The organism is Psychrobacter sp. PSi21, from assembly GCF_054960615.1.
Genome location: NZ_JBHNYR010000018.1, coordinates 1 through 20451 on the forward strand (window position 1 = coordinate 1; position 20451 = coordinate 20451).

Below are 20451 nucleotides of genomic sequence, written 5' to 3' on the forward strand. Positions count from 1 at the left end.
GTACATATGACTTGAAAATTAGATTAAAGCTTTAAGTGGTTATTAACAGGTGATCCTATTCAACGACGTTTTGTTGATCTCGCAACACTTAACTACAGCCCTATATTAAAAGACTCTAACACTACCTTAGATTGTTTAAGATGGTATTTCTAAAATATTTCCTTCTCAATCACCTACTAATAATAATCGGATAAGAAACAACCCGTGACCGAGGTGGTGGCGCAGTTCGCACTAACTCGGTCACGGGCTTATCTGTCGCTTTGTTCTTAATCCAAAAGTCAACATAGCTGTCTCTACCAAACCATGGCGTACCAATATCAGTAGCGAAGTCTAGCTGATAGTTAGTGTTTGCTTTGTTATAGTCAATCCACTATAAAAGTGTTACAGCGTTAACCTCGCTTGAAGTATGACGTATACATCTGCACTCGGTTGCCTTGTACCACTCTTAAATTGGATCAACTATATTAAAGGTAATCTTGGTCGGCAAAAACCATGATAAAGACGATACGAGAAAAGCACAGGTTGTAGTCTGTGCTTTTCTTTTACCTCGCTATCATTCATCACTGACAATTGGCATAAAACGCAAATCTTACACCTGCAATAAAAAATTACTTAGCAACCGCTTAGCGCCTTCAGTGGCAAACGACTCAGGGTGAAATTGCACGCCTTGAATCGGATAGTCTTTGTGCGCCAGTCCCATAATCTCATCGCCCGTCAGCGCAGACTCATCAAAGCTCAGATCAGCACGGCTCTCATTGGCGACGACTGAGGTAATCGTTAGGCAGCTTGGGATCGTATCGGCTTTTACTACCAGTGAGTGATAGCGCATGATCTCAAGCTCTTGTGGCAAGCCCTGATAGATACCCTTGCCATCATGGCGAATAGAGGATACTTTGCCATGCATCGGCACACTGGCACGTACCACATCACCGCCAAACACATGCGCGATGCCCTGCATACCAAGACAGACGCCGAGCAGCGGAATGGTTTTGCCTAATTTCTCAATGACCTCGCTACAGATACCAAAATACGCGGGATCATCAGGGGAGCCAGGGCCTGGTGAGATGATGATTCTATCCAGATTCATCGCTTCTACGTCAGCTAGGGTAATCTCATTATTGCGCTTTACGGTGACGCGGCTCTGTGTCTCATCACCCAATGTTTGCAAAATCTCGCCCACGTATTGGTAGAGATTGAAGGTAAACGAGTCGTAGTTATCAATAATTAAAACATTCATGGTGTATAAGCTCTTTAATAAAATAGGGTCAGTTGGCGTATGACGTTTCGTATAAATTACGGCATCATAAAGCTGTCTAATACGACTTTCATCGCTGACAGTTTGCGCTGAATCTCTAGATACTCATCCGCTGGGTTTGAGTCATAGACATTGCCGCCGCAGGTTTGAGCGTAGGCTGACTCGCCGCTGATAAATAGGCTGCGAATAGGAATGGCAAAGATACAATCACCGTTAAAATTAAAGGAGCCCAGCGCGCCACCATAAGCACCGCGACCATCTGGTTCTAGCTCATTGATGACTTTAATGGCTTCCACTTTGGGTGCACCTGATAGCGTACCTGCGGGAAAGTTGCTGGCAAGTGCACTGAACATATCTTCGTCAGGGTGCAAGATACCAACGATTTCAGAGGAGATATGCTGCACATGTGAGAAGCGTTTGATGTCCATCAAACTACGCACTTTTACGGTGCCAAATCGTGCCACGCGGCCGATATCGTTGCGATGCAGATCGACCAACATGTTGTGCTCGGCAATTTCTTTGTCATCGTTGAGTAGGGCGCGAGCAAGCTTACGATCTTCGACCACATCGACGCCGCGCTTGGCCGTCCCTGCGAGTGGGTAAGTTTCCATCTCTCCCTGACGCAAGCGGAATAGCAGCTCAGGAGACGCGCCAATGATGCACTGCTGGGCAAATTTCATAAAATACATATGCGGCGATGGATTGACCGAGCGCAGTTTTTCGTAGATGGGCATTTTGTCGCCAGCAATACGATATTTGGACTTAAACCCAACCTCGCACTGAAAGATGCGACCAGAGATGATGTCTTCTTTGACCTGCATCACTACATTGGCATGTTCTTTTTGACTCATGCCATCACCCAAAAATTCAACGTCAGGTGCTTCATAACTTGGAATAGGTTCATCAAGTAGCGCTTTGATTTGCTCAATGCGATTGTCTTGCTCGGCAGTGGGGTAGTAAAAATAAAAAATCTCACCCGTCATTTTATCGAGTGTCAAACCATCCAAATACACGCCAAACTTAAACGGCTCAAAGTCGTCACTGGCTTTGGCCTCCAAACTTGGCTCAAAGAAATTCACACAGTCATAGCCCAAATAGCCGACTAGGCCGCCGCTTTGATCACGGGCGATGACATGCTGCGGCGTGATGGCGCGCAGTAGCTCATAAGGGTTATCGGTTTGATAATGGGCGGTTTCAGCCGTTTTATTATCCGTGATAGCGAGCGTGTTGCGGTCAATAGCGGTGATCGTCGTCACAGGGTCAAAACCAATGGCATGATGGCGTGAGATGTGGCTGTCTTCGCCCAACGATTCGAGCAAATAACAGGTATCAAACACGCGCTCGATGCGTTTGAATAGCGCAAAAAAATCAATATCTTGCGTCAGTTTGATGCGCTGCGGTTTACTCGGGATATCGATTGGCGCAGGTTGATTATTTATAGGCGTACTAGCAGTCATAACAGAGTCCAAAATGATTCAAATATAGGTCAATAGATAAAGGAGAGAATAGATAAAAGGATCAAAATATACGGCGTTCAGGCTTAAGAGCGTCGCCAATGGGTGGCAAGGAGGGCGCTGACATCGTGATGCTGCGCGGCTCTAGCGCCGCGAGAGACGGTAGCGATACCAACGCCTAATTGTTCGGAGATTTCACGCTGTGTGATACCGCGATCAAGCAAGTCAAAGATACGAATACGATTGGCAATGTCGTGCTGCTCTTTATCCGTCAGCAGGGCACTGAGCAACTTTTCAATCTCTGAGCTGTCGGTACAGTTTGCCAGATGTATTAGTAAACTGTGATAAGGATCGGTACTCATAATTTATCGTCTTATAATCAGTCGTCTTAATCAAAAATAGTCAGGGTAGCCATGATACTTTTGGCTTGTATCAGTATTCTAGTACAGTAGTACAAAAAACACAAGTATCAGCAGATATTGATGTCTTTCATAGTAATGATTGCCAAACTATCGATACTCCTTTATCATGCGCCTCACTTATCAAATGATAACTATTATCGTTTATAAAATTGTATCAATAATAATTTTACCGTTATTACATCTAAATGTTTTAAAGGGAAGGGTCATAAAGCCTAAGCAAAAAATAACAGCCAAGCAATACAAAGACTGTGTCAGTCACAATGATGACCCAAAAAATCAATAGTCAATAAATCAACAAAGAACCAAAACCAATGATGACATTCACTCCTCGCCAAGCCTGCCTATGGATTCATCGCTATACTGGGCTCGCTATGGCGGGATTTTTATTGCTCGCTGGCCTAACAGGGGCGCTGCTCGCTTTTCACGATGAGTTGGACGATATCTTTAACCAGCGTTTGGCAACTGTAGAGGTGCAAAACGTGCCCATGCTGAGCATCGCTACATTAAACGATAGTGCGATCAGAGCCTATCCACAATACAGCTTTTCAAGCCTACCGACGTCTATTGAGGCTGGCAAGTCAGCAGTATTTGAAGTGGACAGATGGCGTGGTAGCGAGCGGGTCATACCTGAGCCTATTTTTAACGAAGTCTATATCAATCCTTACAATGGCGCGATTGTCGGTACTCGTAATAAAGATACTTGGGCATGGCACAACACCATGTGGAAAGTGTTTTGGCTGCACCGCGACTTATTGCTGGGCAATATTGGCAAATGGATATTGGGCATTGTCTCCTTGGTATGGACGATTAATTGCTTTATCGGCTTTTATTTAACCTTTCCGCGTGCTACCAAAAAACGCGCTTCGGTGTCGCCAGTCAAGAAAAAACGCGCGTCTTTTTGGAAGCGTTGGCTACCTGCATGGAAAATCCGTACCAAGACTAATACCTTTAAACTCAACTATGACTTGCATCATGCGTTTGGGCTATGGTTATGGGCGATGCTGTTTGTGATTGCGTGGTCGAGCGTTGGGTTTAATCTAAAGTCCGTTTACCAACCTGTGATGCAGGCGGTGGTTGGGCTTGAAGCACCAAAGTTTCGCCCTAGCAATAATCAAGGTCAAGCTAGTGCGGTGCAAGACGGTCAAGGATATGCGGTGACCAAGGCCAATAGTATTGATTACCTAAGCGCTCAAGCCGATATTGCTGCTCAGCAAAATGGCGTGGCTGTACAGCAACTATTGGGGATTCGCTGGGTTGCAGAAGATAAGCAGTGGCAGATGCGTTTTAAAACCGACAAAGACATCGGTACGCATGGCGGTGCCTCGTCGATTACGGTTGATGCGGTAACTGGTAAGGTCAAGCGCGTTCATTTTGGTTATCAAAGCAGTTTTGGCAATCAAGTAGACCAATGGCTGTCCACCTTACATATGGGGCATATCAGTTATGGCTGGGGTCACCGATTGTACCAAATCTTTTTGGCGATGATAGGCTTGGCGGCGGTCATCTTATCGGTGACTGGCGTATATTTGTGGTGGAAAGGGCGACAACAGCGCTCAGAGCGACGGAATGATTGAAGTTTACCAACAGTAAAAATTATTAATTTTTTATGTCAAAAAAATAATGATGATGCTAACAAGGATACTGTGAAATGTCAGCCGATAAACAGACTGGTAAATAAAATAAAATATTGATTTTGTTTGTGATTTTGGGTGTATTATTAGGAATGATGGCTGGGGTTGGCAGTGGTTTATCTGGCAATACAAAAGTGGTCAATACAGTGTTAATAGCGTTCTAGCCATCAATAATAATAAAATGATTTATTGATAATGGTTATCGTTTGTATTAATATTAAACCTAATTTTGCTCACCGCTATTGATGCTATCGATGATAAAGGTATGACCGCTTTGACCAACATAACCGCCCTGTCGCGAAAACTGATACTGATTATAATAGGGCTGGTCGTGGGTGTGCACTTGCTGACAGGGGGTGCGTTATCGCAGATCGCACCAGCCATCCCGCCACAGCCAGATTTGCCAAAGCCAAAGCCGATCGAAATTGAACTCATCACGCGTGCGCCTATCGAAAAAAAAGAACCTGAGCCTGAAGTTATCAAGCAAAAAGAATCCGAAACTGTGGTACGCCGTGCCTCTGCGCCAAAGGTAGTCAAAAAACCGCCGACCAGTACGCGGCAAGCGCCAAAACCACGACCAAAAACGCAAACACAGCGGCAGTCAAAGGCAGAAAAATATCAGCCTCCTAAGAAGGTAAAAAAAACGCAGCAAGCAACCACCACCAATCCCGTGACAACAAAGCCGACAACAACGGTTGTCAATGAGCGAACCATCACTACTACAGATACCAATGTTAGTGATACAGCGCCTGCATCCGCAACGAATCAAGGTAAGGTCACTGATAACAGTGCTGCTCAATTAAAGGCGCAACAAGAGGCCGCAGCACAAGAAGCACGAGAGGCAGAAGAAAGAAAAAAACAAGAAGCGATTCAGGCTGAAGAAGATAGACGTGCCGCAGCAGCAATTGCCCAAGCAGAAAAAGATGCCGACGCAACAGCTGCGAAGAAAGCTGCCGACGATGCGGCTGCCAATCAAGGCCCTGTTGCTTTTAGTATTAATGATGCGCGTTGGATAAAAGCGCCTAATTTTGATGGCTTAAGTGATGAAAAGGGTACATTAAATATAGGGTTTACAGTCACCAAACAAGGTAAGATCAAGGATATCAGCGTCAGCGGTGTAAAAAGAAAAGAAATAAATAAATTTGAAAAAAGAATAAGAAGAGCCAAGATTAAACCATTTATAAAAGATGGTTCACCTGTTGTAGGTACCGTGAATTTTTCTATCGACTTGAATCTTTAAAAATGACATGTCTATACTAAAAATTGATTTTGCCTTTCGTTAAGCATGATATATCAACTGAATGGATCACGGTTACCTAAATACATACAATATCTTTAAGGACATAACTATGGACTTTGCAAGTTACTGGCAATACAGCGATTTGGTGACCAAAAGCCTGTTTTTTATACTACTGCTGCTGTCGCTACTGTCATGGGTCACGGGTATTATTCGCGTGCTCCAAAGCCGCAAGTTGGCAAGCAGTGTGGCAAGTGATATTGAGCAGGCGGTTCACAGCAAGCAAGCAGGACTGTCTGCCGCCGATGCCGCTTCTCGCCGCATGGTTATTGAGCAGGCGCTACTACAAAACATCGGTCGCTATCGTTATGCCAGTGAGCGCGGCTTACCGATTCTGGGTACGACCGCGGCGATTGCCCCATTTATTGGTCTGTTTGGTACAGTGTGGGGCATCTTCCATGCGCTGCATAATATTGGTACTTCAGGACAAGCAGGGCTTGGTCAAGTGGCGGCACCTGTCGGTGAGGCGCTGATTATGACAGGCTTAGGTATCGCTGTGGCGATTCCTGCGGTGGTGTTTTATAACCTTGCGGTGCGTATTAACCGCCGCGTCATGTACCATGCCAATGACAAAGCCCATGACCTGCTCGCGCAGTCCATCAGCCGCGAGGACGATTCTGTATCTGGTTCGGTTATAGGGACACCGAGTGGTACTGTACGTGGCTCAAAAGCAGCCAAGACCAGTGCCGATGACCATAACAGCCGCTATGTTGCCTCTACGTCCTCCCGGTAAAGACGACTCGCAGCGCCAGTGGCAATAACCCATAGACATACAAGACACGGTTGACAGAATTATGGCATTTCAATTAGGTGACGATGACGGCCAAAGTATGAATGAGATGAACCTCATTCCGCTTATCGACATCATGCTGGTGTTGATGATTATCTTTTTATTGACGGCAACGGTGCTCAATCCCACTGTGCCCCTAGAGCTGCCAAAGACAGCGGCAACGGTCAGTGAACAGCCGCCTGAGGTGATTCAGATCAGTATTGATAAAGACGCAAGGATTTTTTGGGACAGTGATCCCATTAGCCTTGAGACACTAAATGCGCGTCTGGCCGAGCAGGGCGCTAGCGGTGAAGACCCTACCATCCAGCTGCGCGCGGATAAGGACAGCAAATATGACACGGTTGCGCAAGTATTGGCCGCAGCCAGCCAAGCGGGAATGAGCAAAATTGCTTTTGTAAACGAATAAGCGGCAACGCAATAGGCGACCACGCACCGTGACCAGCTGGCGTTTTTGCCTAAGCTATATCACATAACAATAACAATAATCATAATAATAACATAGCATTGTAGCGGTTTTCTCTGGCCTCGTTTGGGCAACTAAGCGGGGTTTTTTTATTCAATAAATATCGTGTCCCAAGGACTGAGGTGAGAAAAAATCGCCAAGGTGACCTATATTGTGATGGTCGTTACCACGGATAACCAAAGCGGCCGTAGCCAAAAGGATACGGCGAGCTTAGATAGTTTAAGTCACGATGGCGCAAATAATAGTAGCGTCCTTGTGCGTAGGCCTCTTCGAGCTTATCGATACCCTCAAGTGGACATACTGGCTGCCAGTCATAACCCTCGCGCCCAAGCTTATAAGCATTGAGCGGAGTACAGTATTTGCCAAGGCCTGCTTGCCGTCCCGCCTCCCAGCGCACGCGGCTGGGTACAGCGGTACCGACAGTGGCGCAGCGGCTCATATAATGACCAAAATAAGCGCCAGAGCGGCCGCGCAGGCCATCTTGATAACCGACCTCATGCCAATTGCTGGCTTGGCATTGTGCAGGCGTCAAGCTTTGAGTGGTTACGCAGCCTGAGAGCAGCAGTAGGGCGGCACTGACGGCAGACGGTATAAGTAGGGGACGCAGTCGATTGACTATCGGTTTAGATGACAAGGTCGCCATTATGGCCTGTGGCTTTAGAAGATAAGTCATAATAAACCTGCGCGCGTTTAAAATTATGGTTTATCATAGCACCTTTTTGACGCCGTGGTCTGCAGGCTAACATGGATTTGATTTATTTTATGGTGGCTAACGCTTTGATATCACTGTATAAATAGTCAAGCAATATGAGCAAGCGTTAGCGCTGTGCTTGATTTTTCATGGTTTGCGCTCATTATGAGTACGTGCTGTCATTTTTTATTCATCGATAAGGCCAAGTGACTATGGGATTATGGATCGTCATTGCCATTGTACTATTCGTATTAGGGAGTATGATGGCGCTCAAACCCAGCGGTATTGATCTGCGCTTGGACAAACTGCGCATGACGGCACGCCGTTTACAGCTCAATCCCAAACTGGTGGCTTGTCCTGACTGGATCAAAGGCAAAGACAACGAATATGGTCACGGCATGCTGGGTCAATATGGCTTGGTACTGGAAAACAAGCAACTACCGCATGCCCGTTATCAAGTGATTGATGGCCAGTGGCGGGCGATGACAGCGACAGAAGGCGCGACTGCGGCTGGCAATATATCAGCAGACTTTCGGCTAGACAATGTACCTTTAGAGCTGCCAGCGACCATTGAACCATTTGTCAAAGGCTTACTGATTAAGGCCAATAGCATTATCATTTATTGGGAAGACATCGCTTATGTCCGCCCTGCAACCAACCCCAGTTATCAGGTCAGCGATATTGAGCCTGACTTATTGGCACTTAAGGCAAGTCTTGAGGCTTGGACGCTACAAATGCAACAAAAGCCCAGCAAAAACATTGAGTGAGATGGTGCTGATACGTCATGATATTCATACAAATAACAGGTATAAACTTGAATCAATGAGCCGCCATATCGGGTTTGAGCGCGCTTTTACAGTTGACAGCCCAGCCGCTAGCAGTGTAACGTCGGGATAGGTTGACATCTGGGAAATGGCATATTGTCAGCCTTTTTATTTCGCAGGTATGGACGTACGCATGGTGAATATTGTTACCAATAGCAGTCAACGCATGCAGTAATCACATTGCTGGACCCTTATTTATAATCAATCAGTTTATTATGGTGTCGTCACATATGACAAAAACCGCAAGTACAACCAACGCTACCGCAACCTCTGACAGCAGCAAGGGCAAATCCTTGGTCATTGTCGAGTCGCCTGCCAAGGCAAAAACAATCAACAAATATCTTGGCAATGACTTTATCGTACGCTCAAGTATCGGGCACGTGCGCGACCTGCCTGTGGGTGCCAGTAAAAGCAACAAAAAGACCACCAGCAAAAAAGACGAGACCCTGTCAAAAGAAGAAAAAGCGCAGCAAGCGCTGGTACGGCGTATGGGGGTCGATCCTGAACATGACTGGGCTGCGGTCTATGAAGTGCTGCCCAACAAGACCAAAGTCATCAAAGAGCTCAAAGCACTGGCTAAAGACGCTGACAAAATCTATCTGGCGACGGATATGGACAGAGAGGGAGAAGCGATCGCGTGGCACTTAAAAGAAGTCATTGGCGGCGCGGACAGCAAATACCAGCGCGTGGTGTTTAACGAAATCACCAAATCCGCCATCCAAAGTGCCTTTAAGCAGCCTGCTAAGCTCGATATTGACCGTGTTAATGCCCAGCAAGCGCGCCGCTTCTTGGACCGTGTGGTGGGCTTTATGGTCTCGCCACTATTATGGCAAAAAATCGCGCGCGGCTTGTCCGCAGGTCGTGTGCAGTCGGTCGCCATGCGTTTGGTGGTCGAGCGTGAGCACGAGATTCGCGCCTTTATCCCTGAAGAGTATTGGCAAATCCATGCTGACACTCATGTGGGCGCGACCAAAACAGACGATGATATCAATAACATCCGCCTAGAAGCGCTCAAACAAGGTGGCAAACCGCTCAAATTGGTCAACAAAGCGCAGACTGATGCCGTACTCGATATCCTTAAAATAGCGGATTTTATCGTCAAAGAGCGTGAAGAAAAACCCACGCAGTCACGTCCAAGTGCGCCATTTATCACCTCAACCTTGCAGCAAGCGGCGAGCACCCGTCTGGGCTTTTCGGTCAAAAAGACCATGATATTGGCGCAGCGTCTGTATGAAGCAGGTCATATTACCTATATGCGTACCGACTCGACCTTCTTGTCAGGTGATGCCATCGCGGCAGTGCGCGGTCATATTGAAGAGGCATACGGCGCAAAATATGTGCCAGAAACCCCCAACTTTTATGGCAACAAGCAAAACGCGCAAGAGGCGCATGAGGCGATTCGCCCCTCAAACGTCAATATGAAATCGACCCAGCTAAAAGGGGTGGAGCGGGATGCCATTCGTCTGTATGAGCTGATCTGGCGTCAGTTTGTCGCCTGCCAAATGCCGCCTGCCAAGTACCTATCGGTCAATCTATTGGTTAATGCAAATGATGTGGAGCTCAAAGCGCGCGGTCGTACCATGACATTTGATGGCTATACCCGCGTCCTATCGCCTGCAAAAGCCGACGACACCTTGTTACCTGATGTCAAAACAGGTGACAAGCTGACCTTAGATAAGCTTGACCCCAGCCAGCATTTTACCAAGCCGCCACCGCGTTATACTGAGGCCAGTCTGGTTAAAGAGCTGGAGAAAAAAGGTATCGGTCGCCCATCAACGTATGCCTCGATCATCTCGACCATTCAAGATCGCGGCTATGTGAAGCTTGAAAACAAGCGCCTGTTTGCTGAAAAAATGGGCGACATCGTCACCGACAGACTGACCGCCAGTTTTCCTGACCTGATGGATTATACCTTTACTGCGGCGCTTGAGGACAAGCTTGACCATGTGGCTGAGGGTGAGCAGGATTGGAAAAACGTACTGGATAACTTTTACGTCGATTTTAAACTCAAGCTTGAGCATGCCAAAGACAAAGACGGCATGCGCCCCAATGACCCAACCGACGTCCCTGATGTGCACTGTGATTTGTGCGCGCGTCCGATGCAGCTGCGCACTGGCTCGACAGGGGTGTTCTTAGGCTGCACAGGTTATAACCTACCGCCAAAAGAGCGCTGCAAAGGCACCAAAAATCTGATGCCAGTCGAAGCCTTTGCCCATCTTGATGACAGCGATGCTGCTGATGACGCCGCTGAAGTCAAAGACTTGATGGAGAAAAAACGCTGTCCAAAATGTGCCACAGCAATGGATGGCTATATCGTCGATGGTGGCCTCAAGCTACACATCTGCGGTAACAATCCAGACTGTGACGGCTATATCTTAGAAGAAGGTAAGTTTGAAGTTCCAGGGTCAGACACGCCAACCATCGACTGCAACAAGTGCGATGGGCAAATGGAACTTAAAACAGGCCGCTTTGGGCCTTATTTTGCTTGTCAAAAATGTGACAACACTCGTAAAGTGCTCAAAACAGGCGAGCCTGCGCCGCCACGTATGGACCCGATCGACATGCCTGATCTCAAATCGACCAAGCATGAGGATCACTTTATCTTGCGTGAAGGGGCAGCGGGGATGTTCCTTGCGGCATCCAAGTTTCCAAAGATACGTGAAACGCGTGCGCCAAAGCTGGCTGAGCTACGTCCGATCAAGGAGCAAATGGAAGATAAATTTCATTATCTGTTTGAAGGGCCAGACGAAGACCCTGATGGTAACCCAACCATCTTGCGCTGGTCGCGTAAGAAAAAAGAGCAGTACATTGGCTCTGAGAAAAACGGCAAGGCCACGCGTTGGGGTGTCTACTGGCGTAAAGGCGAGTGGATAGAAGAATAGGCTCTTGCCACTACCAGCAACCTATCTTGTTGCAATAAAAAAACCTCTTAATCATTAAGAGGTTTTTTATTGCTTGATAGAGATAGGGGTTAACCTACCTCAGTCAAGCCGTAACGTAATCAGTGAAACGTTATGATTTCATTGTGATGATACCACAAGCGATACGAGCACCTGCGTCACCTGCTGGCTGGCTGGTATAGTCATCAGCGCCGCCATGGACGATAAAGGCGCGGCGATTCACGCTATATTTCCCTGCTTGGGCGGCAGAGATTTTTTTATTCACATAATTGATGGTTGCAACCCCATCTTCGTTAGCAGTCAAGTTCGGCAAATCGCCTGCATGACCGTTCATATCATCAGGGTTTGAATGTGGGTTGTTGTCAGGGTTAAAGTGACCACCCGCTGCTTTACCCATGTTATCGCAGCTGCCTGTCTCATGAATATGCAGGGCAACTGTCTGACCGGGTTTGAGGTTCATGAGCTTACCGTAGACTTGGACACCGCCATCAACAGGACGCAAATACATTTGACCCACTTCAGTATGATCTTTATCTACGGTGTGAATCGTTGATTTGAGTGCAGGCTGATTGATGGGATTGCCTGTTTTTAATTGGCCTTGGGTGCTTTGACAGCCTGTTACAGCGAGGGCAGAACCACAAAGTAGTGCACTTGCAAGCATCATCTTGTTCATTGTTTTCTCCAATAGTACTTATCATTGTATGTTGTCATGATTATGAATGCTGAAATTGTTAACGCTTAAAGGGCTGTATTTATTTTTGAGTACCCAATCTTGTTAACACTCCAATGAGTATAACGAAGCAATGACCAAGGTTATTCACCAAAACAGCAACAATCGGTTAATAAATGTAAAAGATGTTGGCTGTTGATAGCGTTGTTTACTTTGTCTTATCAAGTCGCGGTGTGTTTTGCCATACCAATGTCTCACCCGTCGCCATGGTTTGTAGCAGGTTGTAGCGCGGGTAATCGCGTGCGGTATTGCCTTCTTTATTCTCCGTCTGTGATTGATGACTGAGCGTCAGCATACTGCTGCTGTTACGCATCATGTTGACTAAGGTGCCCTCGATGCGGTTGCTGGTTTCTCCGCAGCTCATGGCGGTCTGGATGATGTGCCCAAGCACTAGAATGTTATTGTCCATCAAAAAATAGTACCCCAAAATTTGATTGCAGTTTTTGTCAAAGGTCATGAGCGACTTGGGCATATAACCGTTAAAGCCAAAAGAAATGGGATGCTTGGGATGATAAAAGTCACTGATTGGTTCTCTATTAATGCGTTTTCCTTGCTCGTCATAATGATTGGCAACCGCGCTGACCAGATGCCAGTCAAAGCGCTCTAACAGCTCAGGGCTTAGTGGTAGCCCTTTGGTTGCAGGCAGCGTCTTCGCTGTCCCTGTAAAGATAAACTGATCACCATTGCTTAAAATAATCGCCAAGCGTTTGGGCGCGGCTGGGGCATCACCGTTTGCCTTTAGTGCGGCATTGACCGTTAGTAATTCAAGGCGAAAAGGGCGCTCAGTCATAGGTTGCAATAGTGCGTGCATCGAGGGCGCTTGAACAGTACTGCCTGCTCTGCAGGATGCTGGTTGCGCCGTTAAGCTGCCTTGATAACCAAAGCTCGATACCGCCGCACTGGGTCGCAGCGTTAATACCTCATGTGTGCAGCCTTGATAAAAGTGTAGTTGCTTGGGCGCAACCTCCAGCCGAATGGTATCTGTCAGCTTGGCGGTGACGGGTTGACCATCGCCGCGTTTGACCTCGGAGAGTTGCCAGTGATAATGGCTGCTCCATGGTATGACTTGGTTACTTGCAATCTCGGTTTCATCGACCATTGCTGGTTTGGTGGTGGTCGGTACGGCTGCGGGTGTCTTCGTGTGAGTAGATGGCGGATTTTTCATCGACTGACAGCCTGATAGTGCAAACGTGGTGCACAATACCGCGCTGGCGAGTAGGGGTGTTTTCATAACTATCCTTGTTTATTTATTGTTGTTATTGTTGGTGGGTGGATTAAACACTTTTTTAGGCACGTTTTGCCATACCAATGTCTCTCCACTGTCCATGGTTTGCAGCAGGTTATAGCGCGGATAATCACCTGCGCTATTCGATGCTGATTGAGGCTGCATACTTAATGTTAAGGTACTGCTGCTTTCCTGCATCAATCTAAATAGCGCTGTTTCGATCTTATTACCTGTAGGGCCACAGCCCATCTGGGTGCTAACAATCACGCCAACTTTCAACGTGTTGTCTTTAGATAAAAAATAAGGTGCACCAGAGCCATTACAACTTGAGCTAAAGGAAATGTGTGAGTTTTCAGTTTGACTAAAGGTCGTGAACGAAATGGGGTAGTCAGGGTGATAAAAATCACTGATTGGCGCTCTATCTATTCGCTTGTTTTGCTCGTCATAGTGATTGGCAACGGCGCTGTCTAAATGCCACTTATAACGCGCCAGTAGTTCGGTGCTGATCGGTATCCCTGTAGGTGGTGCCAGTGGCGTCTTTGTCGTGCCTGTGAAAACAAATTGATTGCCATTTTCCATAATAAACGCAAGGCGCTTTGGTGCGGTGGCGAGATGGTTCTGTATGGTTAAGGGCGTTGTAGGGAGTAATTTAATCCCAAACATATACGTGCCATAGTTCTCAAACAATGTATGAATGTTATGGTTGTCAGTGCTACTATTCGTACAGGTCGCAGGTAATGGCACAATATAACTGTCATAACTGAACGGCTGCCTACCAGAGAATAGGTCGATTTTATCGTGCGTGCAACCTTGATAAAAATGTAGTCTACCAGGGTCAATAGCCAGACGGATGGGGTTCGTACTTTGAATAGGGATAAGCTGACCATCCTCTCGCGTTACCTCTGACAGCTGCCAGTGGTAGCCACTGCTCCATTGCATCACTTGATTTTCTGGAATATCGAGCGTATCGGCTGGCATTGTGATGGTCGCCATGGGTACAGTATTTTTACTCATCGATTGGCAACCTGATAGCACAAGTGCCCCGCAAAATAACGCGCTGGTGAGTAGGGGTGCTTTCATAACTATCCTTTATTCATTATTGTCGTTAATGCTGGGTGAATGAGTGATTGGCTCACTTTTCCAAATTAAGGTTTCACCAGCATCTAGTTGTTGGGTGAGTAAATAATAGGCGGTATCAACACTTTCTTTATCCGTGCTTTGGTGCTTCGTTAGCTGATACAGGTTCACGTTGATTGTGATTGGTTGTCTGACACCCTGCTAAAAAGGTTATGGATAAGAGACCTACAAATACTGATAAAGCGAGTGATGATAAAGTCATTATTATTCAAAAATAAACATTTGTCTAAAATATATCATAGTATGTTAGCGATAGTGTCTTTTATTGTCACAAAAAAAAGCCGCCCATCATAGTGATGAGCGGCTCCTGTTTTCAGGATTGACTAACGCATACGCAATTAGTTGTGTAGCGCTTGTCCCGCAGTCTTATCAACGGTGACCTTAGTCGGTTTTAGCGGTGTTGGCATACTGACCAGCGCTTCTTTTAATACCTCGTCAATGGTCGCAACGGGCTGAATGGTCAAGCCTTCTTTGACATTGTCAGGGATATCAGCCAAGTCGCGCTCATTACCTGCAGGAATCAAGACGTGCTTGATGCCACCGCGATGCGCCGCGAGCAGTTTTTCTTTGAGGCCACCGATCCGTAGGATCTTACCGCGTAGGGTGACTTCACCAGTCATAGCGATATCAGGGCGAATGGCAATGCCCGTCAGCGCCGAGACCAGCGCGGTGGTGAGTGCGCCGCCTGCTGATGGGCCATCTTTTGGTGTTGCACCTTCTGGCATGTGGACGTGAATGTCCGTGGTTTTGACCGTTTCGTAGTCAATACCCAAGCTGTCACCGCGTGCACGTACCACGCTCATGGCGGCACGGATCGACTCTTTCATCACATCGCCCAGTGAGCCTGTGTAAACCAGCTCGCCTTTACCTTTCATGCCGACCGCCTCGATGGTAAGTAGCTCACCACCGACTTGGGTCCACGCAAGGCCAGTGATACGACCAATCTCAGGATTTTCTTCGGCCAGACCATAGTCATACTGATGCACGCCTAAGTAGTCGCCAATATTGTTGTCATCAACGGTGACCAGTTCACGCTCTGCTTTTTTCGGTGCGCGTGCGCCGTGCGCCTCGACCGAGTCGCGTACCACTTTGCGGCAGATTTTGTTGACTTCGCGTTCAAGGTTACGCACGCCTGCCTCACGCGTGTAGCTGCGTACGATGCTGTGTAGCGCCGCTTCCACAATTTCAATCTCACCTTCTTTGAGACCGTTTTGCTTCACTGCTTTAGGCACCAAGTATTTTTGGGCGATATTCACCTTTTCTTCTTCGGTGTAGCCCGGCAGACGGATGACTTCCATACGGTCAAGCAGTGCAGGTGGAATGTCCATGCTGTTGGCAGTACAGATAAACATCACTTGCGACAGATCCAAATCCATATCTAGATAATGGTCGTTAAAGCTGTTGTTTTGTGAGGGGTCAAGCACTTCAAGTAGCGCGGATGCTGGGTCACCGCGGAAGTCTTGCGCCATTTTGTCCACTTCATCAAGCAAGAACAGTGGGTTTTTGACTTCGACTTTGGCCAGCGATTGGACGATTTTTCCCGGCATCGCACCAATATAGGTACGGCGATGACCGCGAATTTCCGCCTCATCACGGACGCCGCCAAGCGCCATACGTACAAACTTGCGACCTGTCGCACGCGCGATAGACTCACCCAGTGAGGTTTTACCCACACCTGGTGGGCCAACGAGGCACAAGATAGGACCGCGTAGCTTTTTCACGCGCGATTGCACGGCGAGGTATTCTAAAATGCGGTCTTTGACATCTTTTAGGCCGTAGTGATCTTCATCCAGTGTGGTTTTGGCTTTATCAAGGTTAATAGACACCTTAGTGGTGACATTCCACGGCGTGTCCAAAATCCACTCAATGTAGTTGCGTACCACTGATGACTCTGATGATGCAGGTGGCATCATTTTGAGTTTTTTCATCTCTTGTTCGGCTTTTTTGCGCACATCGTCAGGCAAGTCCGCGTCTACCAAGCGCTGTTCAAGCTCACCGATGTCATCTTCACCGTCAAAGGCGCCGTTGCCCATATCCGACAGCTCGCTTTTGATGGCTTTCATCTTTTCATTTAAGAAGTATTCGCGCTGATTGTCTTCCATTTGCTGGCGGACGGCTTCTTGAATGTCTTGCTCGATGTTTTGTTCGGCACTTTGTTTGACCAAGTATTCGGTCAAGGTATTGATGTGCGTTTTAAGATCATTATTTTCCAAAAAGGATTGTTTGATCTCTAAGTCCATCGACACACGAGTCGAAATGAAGTACACCAGCTCAAGCAAGTCATCAATACGTTTGGCCACACGGGTCAACTCGCGAGAGTTGCGCAGGCGAGCATCGGCGTAGCCTTCAAACAAGTTGGCCAAGGCGTTTATGGTATTTTTTTGCTGGCTCTCATCCATGTCTATGTCGATATCGGCGCGCTCAAAGTTCGCCATCAACACCGCATCATGATCTTCTAGCGTGTCGACACGAGCGCGGTACTGACCTTCGATCAGCACTTTAATGCAGTTTTCATCGCTGTCATGCGGCATGGTGCTGACGATGCGGCAGACTGTACCGTATTGATACAGGTTGTCTTGATCGATATCTTCGGTGAGCGAATCCTTTTGGGCGACGACCAGTACTTTGTTGCCATATTCCGCTTGTGCCAGTTCCACTGCTTGTACAGAGGGCGCACGGCCAACAAACAGGGCAATCTGCATGTGCGGATAAACCACCACATCTCGGAGCGCCAACAGTGGCAAGTAGGTGTCAGGCGTATCGTCCTCAGGCGTTACTTCTTCGGTATCGATATCAATGTCGATGTTTTCTGGTTCGATTTTATGTTCACTCATATATTTTTCCTCGTTAACCAGACTTGTAAAGTCAAGTTCGTGGCTTATGTCTAGATAAATGGTGTCCCTAGATAAAATTGCAAGGCTCAAGCTTTAGGTGATGACAAATAAGTCGCGACTGATGCCCCTATGGTGGTGTCAAAAAGCGATCGTTACAGGCATTTGGCGATCAGTCGGTACGTCTGGTGCGTTCTGCGCATAGGTTTTGGTCGCATAATCAGGTAAACTGGCGCGCGATATGGCATGGGCTAGGCGCAAAGGCGATCCAGATCTATCTTTTAAAGAGGTAATAACGGATAAATGAGTCGCGCCAGTCGTATCTAATCAGGTAGCCAATAGTTGATGGATACCTCATGCAGACAGATAATATAAGGCAACAAGGGGCGATAAAATGGCAATCAATGCGGTGCTACTGGCAGTTATAGTGATGCTGGGACTGTCACTGGCACGGGTACACGTGGTACTGAGTTTATTAATTGGGGCGCTGGTTGGTGGCTTGATGGCAGGGTTGGGGTTAACTGACACGTTGGCCGCCTTTCAAGAAGGCATTCGCAATGGCGCCCAAATTGCGCTCTCATATGCGCTATTGGGAGCGTTTGCGGTGGCAATTGCGCATTCGGGGTTGCCGCAGTCGTTGGCAGGTGGGGTGATACGGCGTATTGATGCCGCGGGCACCAGTGGCATGATCAAATACGTGCTGTTTGCCGGCCTAGTGCTGATGAGCTGCTTTAGCCAAAACCTCATCCCCATTCATATTGCCTTTATCCCGCTACTGGTGCCGCCGTTGCTACTGGCGTTCAACCGTATGCACATTGATAGACGCCTGATTGCTTGTCTGATCACCTTCGGTCTGGTCACCACCTATATGTTTATTCCGTATGGGTTTGGTGATATTTATCTCAACCAGATCATGCTAAAAAACGTAGGCGAGGCGGGTATTGATATTGCCAATATCTCCGTGACGCACGCGATGGCGATTCCTGCAGTGGGTATGCTACTTGGTTTGATCGTGGCAGTGTTCTTTAGTTACCGCGCACCGCGCACTTATCAGCAGTTGACCATTGACAAAGACGCGCATGATGCGGCAGCAAATAGCGATGCGCTGAGCAAAACCGCCGCCGCTGCCAGCACGCAAAGCAAGGCTAAAACCATTGTGGCATTGATCGCGATTGTCACCGCGTTTGTGGTGCAGCTCTATACTGACTCGCTATTGCTTGGCTCGATGTTTGGCTTTGGCGTGTTTATGGCGACAGGCGTGGTGAAATGGCATGAGGCCGATAGCGTCTTTAATGACGGTATCAAGCTCATGGCGATGATTGGCTTTATTATGATTACCGCGCAGGGCTTTGCGGAGGTGATGAAAGCCACTGAGCAGATTCAGCCACTCGTTGATGGGGCGGCGTCATTGTTTGCGGGTAATAAGGCGATGGCAGCATTTATCATGCTGCTGATTGGTCTGATTGTGACCATGGGTATCGGCTCGTCATTCTCGACCATTCCTATTTTGGCCGCGATTTATGTGCCGCTGTGTATCTCTTTAGGGTTTTCACCACTGGCGACGGTGGCGATTATCGGTACGGCTGGCGCGCTGGGTGATGCCGGTTCGCCTGCATCAGATTCGACATTGGGGCCAACGTCTGGTCTTAATGTTGATGGTCAACACGATCACATCAAAGACAGCGTGGTGCCGACCTTCTTGCATTACAACATCCCACTACTGGCCTTTGGTTGGATTGCGGCGATGGTGTTGTAGTAAATAAGTTGAATGGTTGGGTTTGATATAAAAGGCGGGTATGGCAACTATCACGAATAGTAGCTATGTCCGCCTTTTTAATAATCTTCATCAAAATCTTTTAGTTCCCTGCTCAGTCCTTGCAAAAACGCATCACTGTCTGCCAGCAGCGCATTTAAGCGTTCTTCATTGACCAGCCGTGTCATCTCATCAGCGCTAAACGGCTGCTCTTGGCTGTAGTAACGTTGCTCTCTAGCGTCTTCATTGCCTAACGTTTGCAAATACGCATCCACACTATCTGCACTGGAATCAGCAGCGCTAGAGTCTTTTTTAGACTGTTTATTATTTGTCATCAAAACCACCTTATGCCATTTGGCGTAATGAGTGCATCTAACGGCACATCCCACGATTGACGTTGTAACGCCTCAACCACCTGAAAATCGTAACACCAACCAATTTTAATTGGCCTTGACGCCCCTGAGCGATAGCTTTTGCCAAGCGTTGTGTCATAAAAGCCGCCACCCATGCCCATACGGTTGCCACATTTATCGACTGCGACTAACGGACAAATAATCACATCCAACTCTGTTGCCCATAGCAAGGCGCGGCTATGATTTTGTTTCATGCCAAGCTGATGAATGCGGGTAGGGAGGTTGACCAGTTTTGAATGATAAACAGGCACAAAGCGCAATCGTTTATCATCACTGCCGAGCGAACCAACGACAGGTAAATAAGGAAAATAGCCTAAGCGTTTACACCAATCCAGCAGTGGCTGAGTAGGTAATTCACCAAAACCATCGTAATATAAGCCAATACGTGCCTTTACTGGCAAACGCTGCTGTAGTTTGCTCAAATGTAAGCTCGCTGCTTGCGCCAAGTTTCTACGGGCGCTTTCACTCAACTGACGACGCTGGCGGGTAAAGTGGCGTCTGGGTGGATTGGCAAGTTTGGAGGTTGTCATTGCACTTGATGGGCCACAACGTTCGGCATCAGTAATGCCACGCTCCTGCGGCGCACTTAAATATTCGGACATCAGTTACCCTCGCAGACGGTGAGAAATTTGTGA

At 47.5% G+C, this 20451-nt stretch carries 17 protein-coding genes; 7 read left to right on the forward strand and 10 right to left on the reverse strand.

The genetic code is table 11. The annotated features are described in order from the left end of the window. Positions 1-589: 589 nt before the first annotated feature. From ACFI32_RS11870 to ACFI32_RS11880, 3 genes are all read right to left on the reverse strand, one after another. Positions 590-1237 (reverse strand): anthranilate synthase component II, encoded by a 648-nt coding sequence (locus ACFI32_RS11870; protein WP_462626807.1) that lies wholly within the window; start codon positions 1235-1237, stop codon positions 590-592. Positions 1238-1293: 56 nt separating this feature from the next. Further along, entirely contained in the window at positions 1294-2712 is a 1419-nt protein-coding gene (locus tag ACFI32_RS11875) for an anthranilate synthase component I family protein (protein ID WP_462626808.1), read from the reverse strand. Between the two features lie 83 nt (positions 2713-2795). Next, a complete protein-coding gene (locus ACFI32_RS11880) occupies positions 2796-3071 on the reverse strand; it encodes a Trp family transcriptional regulator (RefSeq protein ID WP_462626809.1) in 276 nt (91 codons plus the stop codon). Between the two features lie 371 nt (positions 3072-3442). Here ACFI32_RS11880 and ACFI32_RS11885 point away from each other — a divergent pair, with 371 nt between their 5' ends. The 4 genes from ACFI32_RS11885 to ACFI32_RS11900 all read left to right on the forward strand — a co-directional run bounded on the left by ACFI32_RS11885 (position 3443) and on the right by ACFI32_RS11900 (position 7255). Then, on the forward strand, positions 3443-4705 hold the full coding sequence (locus tag ACFI32_RS11885; RefSeq protein ID WP_462626810.1) for a PepSY-associated TM helix domain-containing protein: 1263 nt from the start codon (positions 3443-3445) through the stop codon (positions 4703-4705). A 322-nt stretch (positions 4706-5027) separates the two neighbouring features. Continuing rightward, a complete protein-coding gene (locus tag ACFI32_RS11890; RefSeq protein WP_462626811.1) occupies positions 5028-6002 on the forward strand; it encodes an energy transducer TonB in 975 nt (324 codons plus the stop codon). Positions 6003-6111: 109 nt separating this feature from the next. Further along, on the forward strand, positions 6112-6792 hold the full coding sequence (locus tag ACFI32_RS11895; RefSeq protein ID WP_462626812.1) for a MotA/TolQ/ExbB proton channel family protein: 681 nt from the start codon (positions 6112-6114) through the stop codon (positions 6790-6792). Positions 6793-6853: 61 nt separating this feature from the next. Then, positions 6854-7255 (forward strand): ExbD/TolR family protein, encoded by a 402-nt coding sequence (locus ACFI32_RS11900; protein ID WP_462626813.1) that lies wholly within the window; start codon positions 6854-6856, stop codon positions 7253-7255. Positions 7256-7475: 220 nt separating this feature from the next. On the opposite strand, the gene ACFI32_RS11905 is transcribed toward ACFI32_RS11900, so the two are convergent. Next, positions 7476-7985, reverse strand: a complete 510-nt coding sequence (locus ACFI32_RS11905) for a DUF2799 domain-containing protein (RefSeq protein WP_462626814.1) — start codon at positions 7983-7985, stop codon at positions 7476-7478. 230 nt (positions 7986-8215) lie between these two features. Here ACFI32_RS11905 and ACFI32_RS11910 point away from each other — a divergent pair, with 230 nt between their 5' ends. Both ACFI32_RS11910 and topA read left to right on the forward strand, forming a co-directional pair. Continuing rightward, positions 8216-8770: a hypothetical protein gene (locus tag ACFI32_RS11910; RefSeq protein ID WP_462626815.1), complete on the forward strand. Its 555-nt coding sequence runs from the start codon at positions 8216-8218 to the stop codon at positions 8768-8770. 287 nt (positions 8771-9057) lie between these two features. Beyond that, the gene (gene topA, locus ACFI32_RS11915) at positions 9058-11709 is read left to right on the forward strand and encodes a type I DNA topoisomerase (protein ID WP_462626816.1); all 2652 of its coding nucleotides are present in this window, start codon (positions 9058-9060) and stop codon (positions 11707-11709) included. Positions 11710-11839: 130 nt separating this feature from the next. Here topA and ACFI32_RS11920 read toward each other — a convergent pair whose 3' ends face one another. From ACFI32_RS11920 to lon, 4 genes are all read right to left on the reverse strand, one after another. Continuing rightward, positions 11840-12400 (reverse strand): superoxide dismutase family protein, encoded by a 561-nt coding sequence (locus ACFI32_RS11920; protein ID WP_462626817.1) that lies wholly within the window; start codon positions 12398-12400, stop codon positions 11840-11842. A gap of 205 nt (positions 12401-12605) precedes the next feature. Then, positions 12606-13688, reverse strand: a complete 1083-nt coding sequence (locus tag ACFI32_RS11925; RefSeq protein ID WP_462626818.1) for a hypothetical protein — start codon at positions 13686-13688, stop codon at positions 12606-12608. Between the two features lie 12 nt (positions 13689-13700). Beyond that, complete coding sequence (locus ACFI32_RS11930; protein WP_462626819.1) at positions 13701-14762, reverse strand: META domain-containing protein; 1062 nt, start codon at positions 14760-14762, stop codon at positions 13701-13703. A gap of 395 nt (positions 14763-15157) precedes the next feature. Then, positions 15158-17653, reverse strand: a complete 2496-nt coding sequence (gene lon / locus ACFI32_RS11935; RefSeq protein ID WP_462626820.1) for an endopeptidase La — start codon at positions 17651-17653, stop codon at positions 15158-15160. Between the two features lie 391 nt (positions 17654-18044). Here lon and ACFI32_RS11940 point away from each other — a divergent pair, with 391 nt between their 5' ends. Continuing rightward, complete coding sequence (locus ACFI32_RS11940) at positions 18045-19406, forward strand: Na+/H+ antiporter family protein (RefSeq protein WP_462626821.1); 1362 nt, start codon at positions 18045-18047, stop codon at positions 19404-19406. Between the two features lie 77 nt (positions 19407-19483). On the opposite strand, the gene ACFI32_RS11945 is transcribed toward ACFI32_RS11940, so the two are convergent. Both ACFI32_RS11945 and ACFI32_RS11950 read right to left on the reverse strand, forming a co-directional pair. Then, entirely contained in the window at positions 19484-19738 is a 255-nt protein-coding gene (locus ACFI32_RS11945; protein WP_462626822.1) for a hypothetical protein, read from the reverse strand. Further along, positions 19738-20418, reverse strand: a complete 681-nt coding sequence (locus ACFI32_RS11950) for a 5-formyltetrahydrofolate cyclo-ligase (protein WP_462626823.1) — start codon at positions 20416-20418, stop codon at positions 19738-19740. Before ACFI32_RS11950 ends, ACFI32_RS11945 begins: the two co-directional genes overlap by 1 nt. Positions 20419-20451: the final 33 nt, after the last annotated feature.

Coding starts and splice junctions, on each gene's coding strand:
- ACFI32_RS11870 (WP_462626807.1), bottom strand. CDS start 1,237: ATGAATGTTTTAATTATTGATAACTACGACTCGTTTACCTTCAATCTC.
- ACFI32_RS11875 (WP_462626808.1), bottom strand. CDS start 2,712: ATGACTGCTAGTACGCCTATAAATAATCAACCTGCGCCAATCGATATC.
- ACFI32_RS11880 (WP_462626809.1), bottom strand. CDS start 3,071: ATGAGTACCGATCCTTATCACAGTTTACTAATACATCTGGCAAACTGT.
- ACFI32_RS11885 (WP_462626810.1), top strand. CDS start 3,443: ATGATGACATTCACTCCTCGCCAAGCCTGCCTATGGATTCATCGCTAT.
- ACFI32_RS11890 (WP_462626811.1), top strand. CDS start 5,028: ATGACCGCTTTGACCAACATAACCGCCCTGTCGCGAAAACTGATACTG.
- ACFI32_RS11895 (WP_462626812.1), top strand. CDS start 6,112: ATGGACTTTGCAAGTTACTGGCAATACAGCGATTTGGTGACCAAAAGC.
- ACFI32_RS11900 (WP_462626813.1), top strand. CDS start 6,854: ATGGCATTTCAATTAGGTGACGATGACGGCCAAAGTATGAATGAGATG.
- ACFI32_RS11905 (WP_462626814.1), bottom strand. CDS start 7,985: ATGACTTATCTTCTAAAGCCACAGGCCATAATGGCGACCTTGTCATCT.
- ACFI32_RS11910 (WP_462626815.1), top strand. CDS start 8,216: ATGGGATTATGGATCGTCATTGCCATTGTACTATTCGTATTAGGGAGT.
- topA (WP_462626816.1), top strand. CDS start 9,058: ATGACAAAAACCGCAAGTACAACCAACGCTACCGCAACCTCTGACAGC.
- ACFI32_RS11920 (WP_462626817.1), bottom strand. CDS start 12,400: ATGAACAAGATGATGCTTGCAAGTGCACTACTTTGTGGTTCTGCCCTC.
- ACFI32_RS11925 (WP_462626818.1), bottom strand. CDS start 13,688: ATGAAAACACCCCTACTCGCCAGCGCGGTATTGTGCACCACGTTTGCA.
- ACFI32_RS11930 (WP_462626819.1), bottom strand. CDS start 14,762: ATGAAAGCACCCCTACTCACCAGCGCGTTATTTTGCGGGGCACTTGTG.
- lon (WP_462626820.1), bottom strand. CDS start 17,653: ATGAGTGAACATAAAATCGAACCAGAAAACATCGACATTGATATCGAT.
- ACFI32_RS11940 (WP_462626821.1), top strand. CDS start 18,045: ATGGCAATCAATGCGGTGCTACTGGCAGTTATAGTGATGCTGGGACTG.
- ACFI32_RS11945 (WP_462626822.1), bottom strand. CDS start 19,738: ATGACAAATAATAAACAGTCTAAAAAAGACTCTAGCGCTGCTGATTCC.
- ACFI32_RS11950 (WP_462626823.1), bottom strand. CDS start 20,418: ATGTCCGAATATTTAAGTGCGCCGCAGGAGCGTGGCATTACTGATGCC.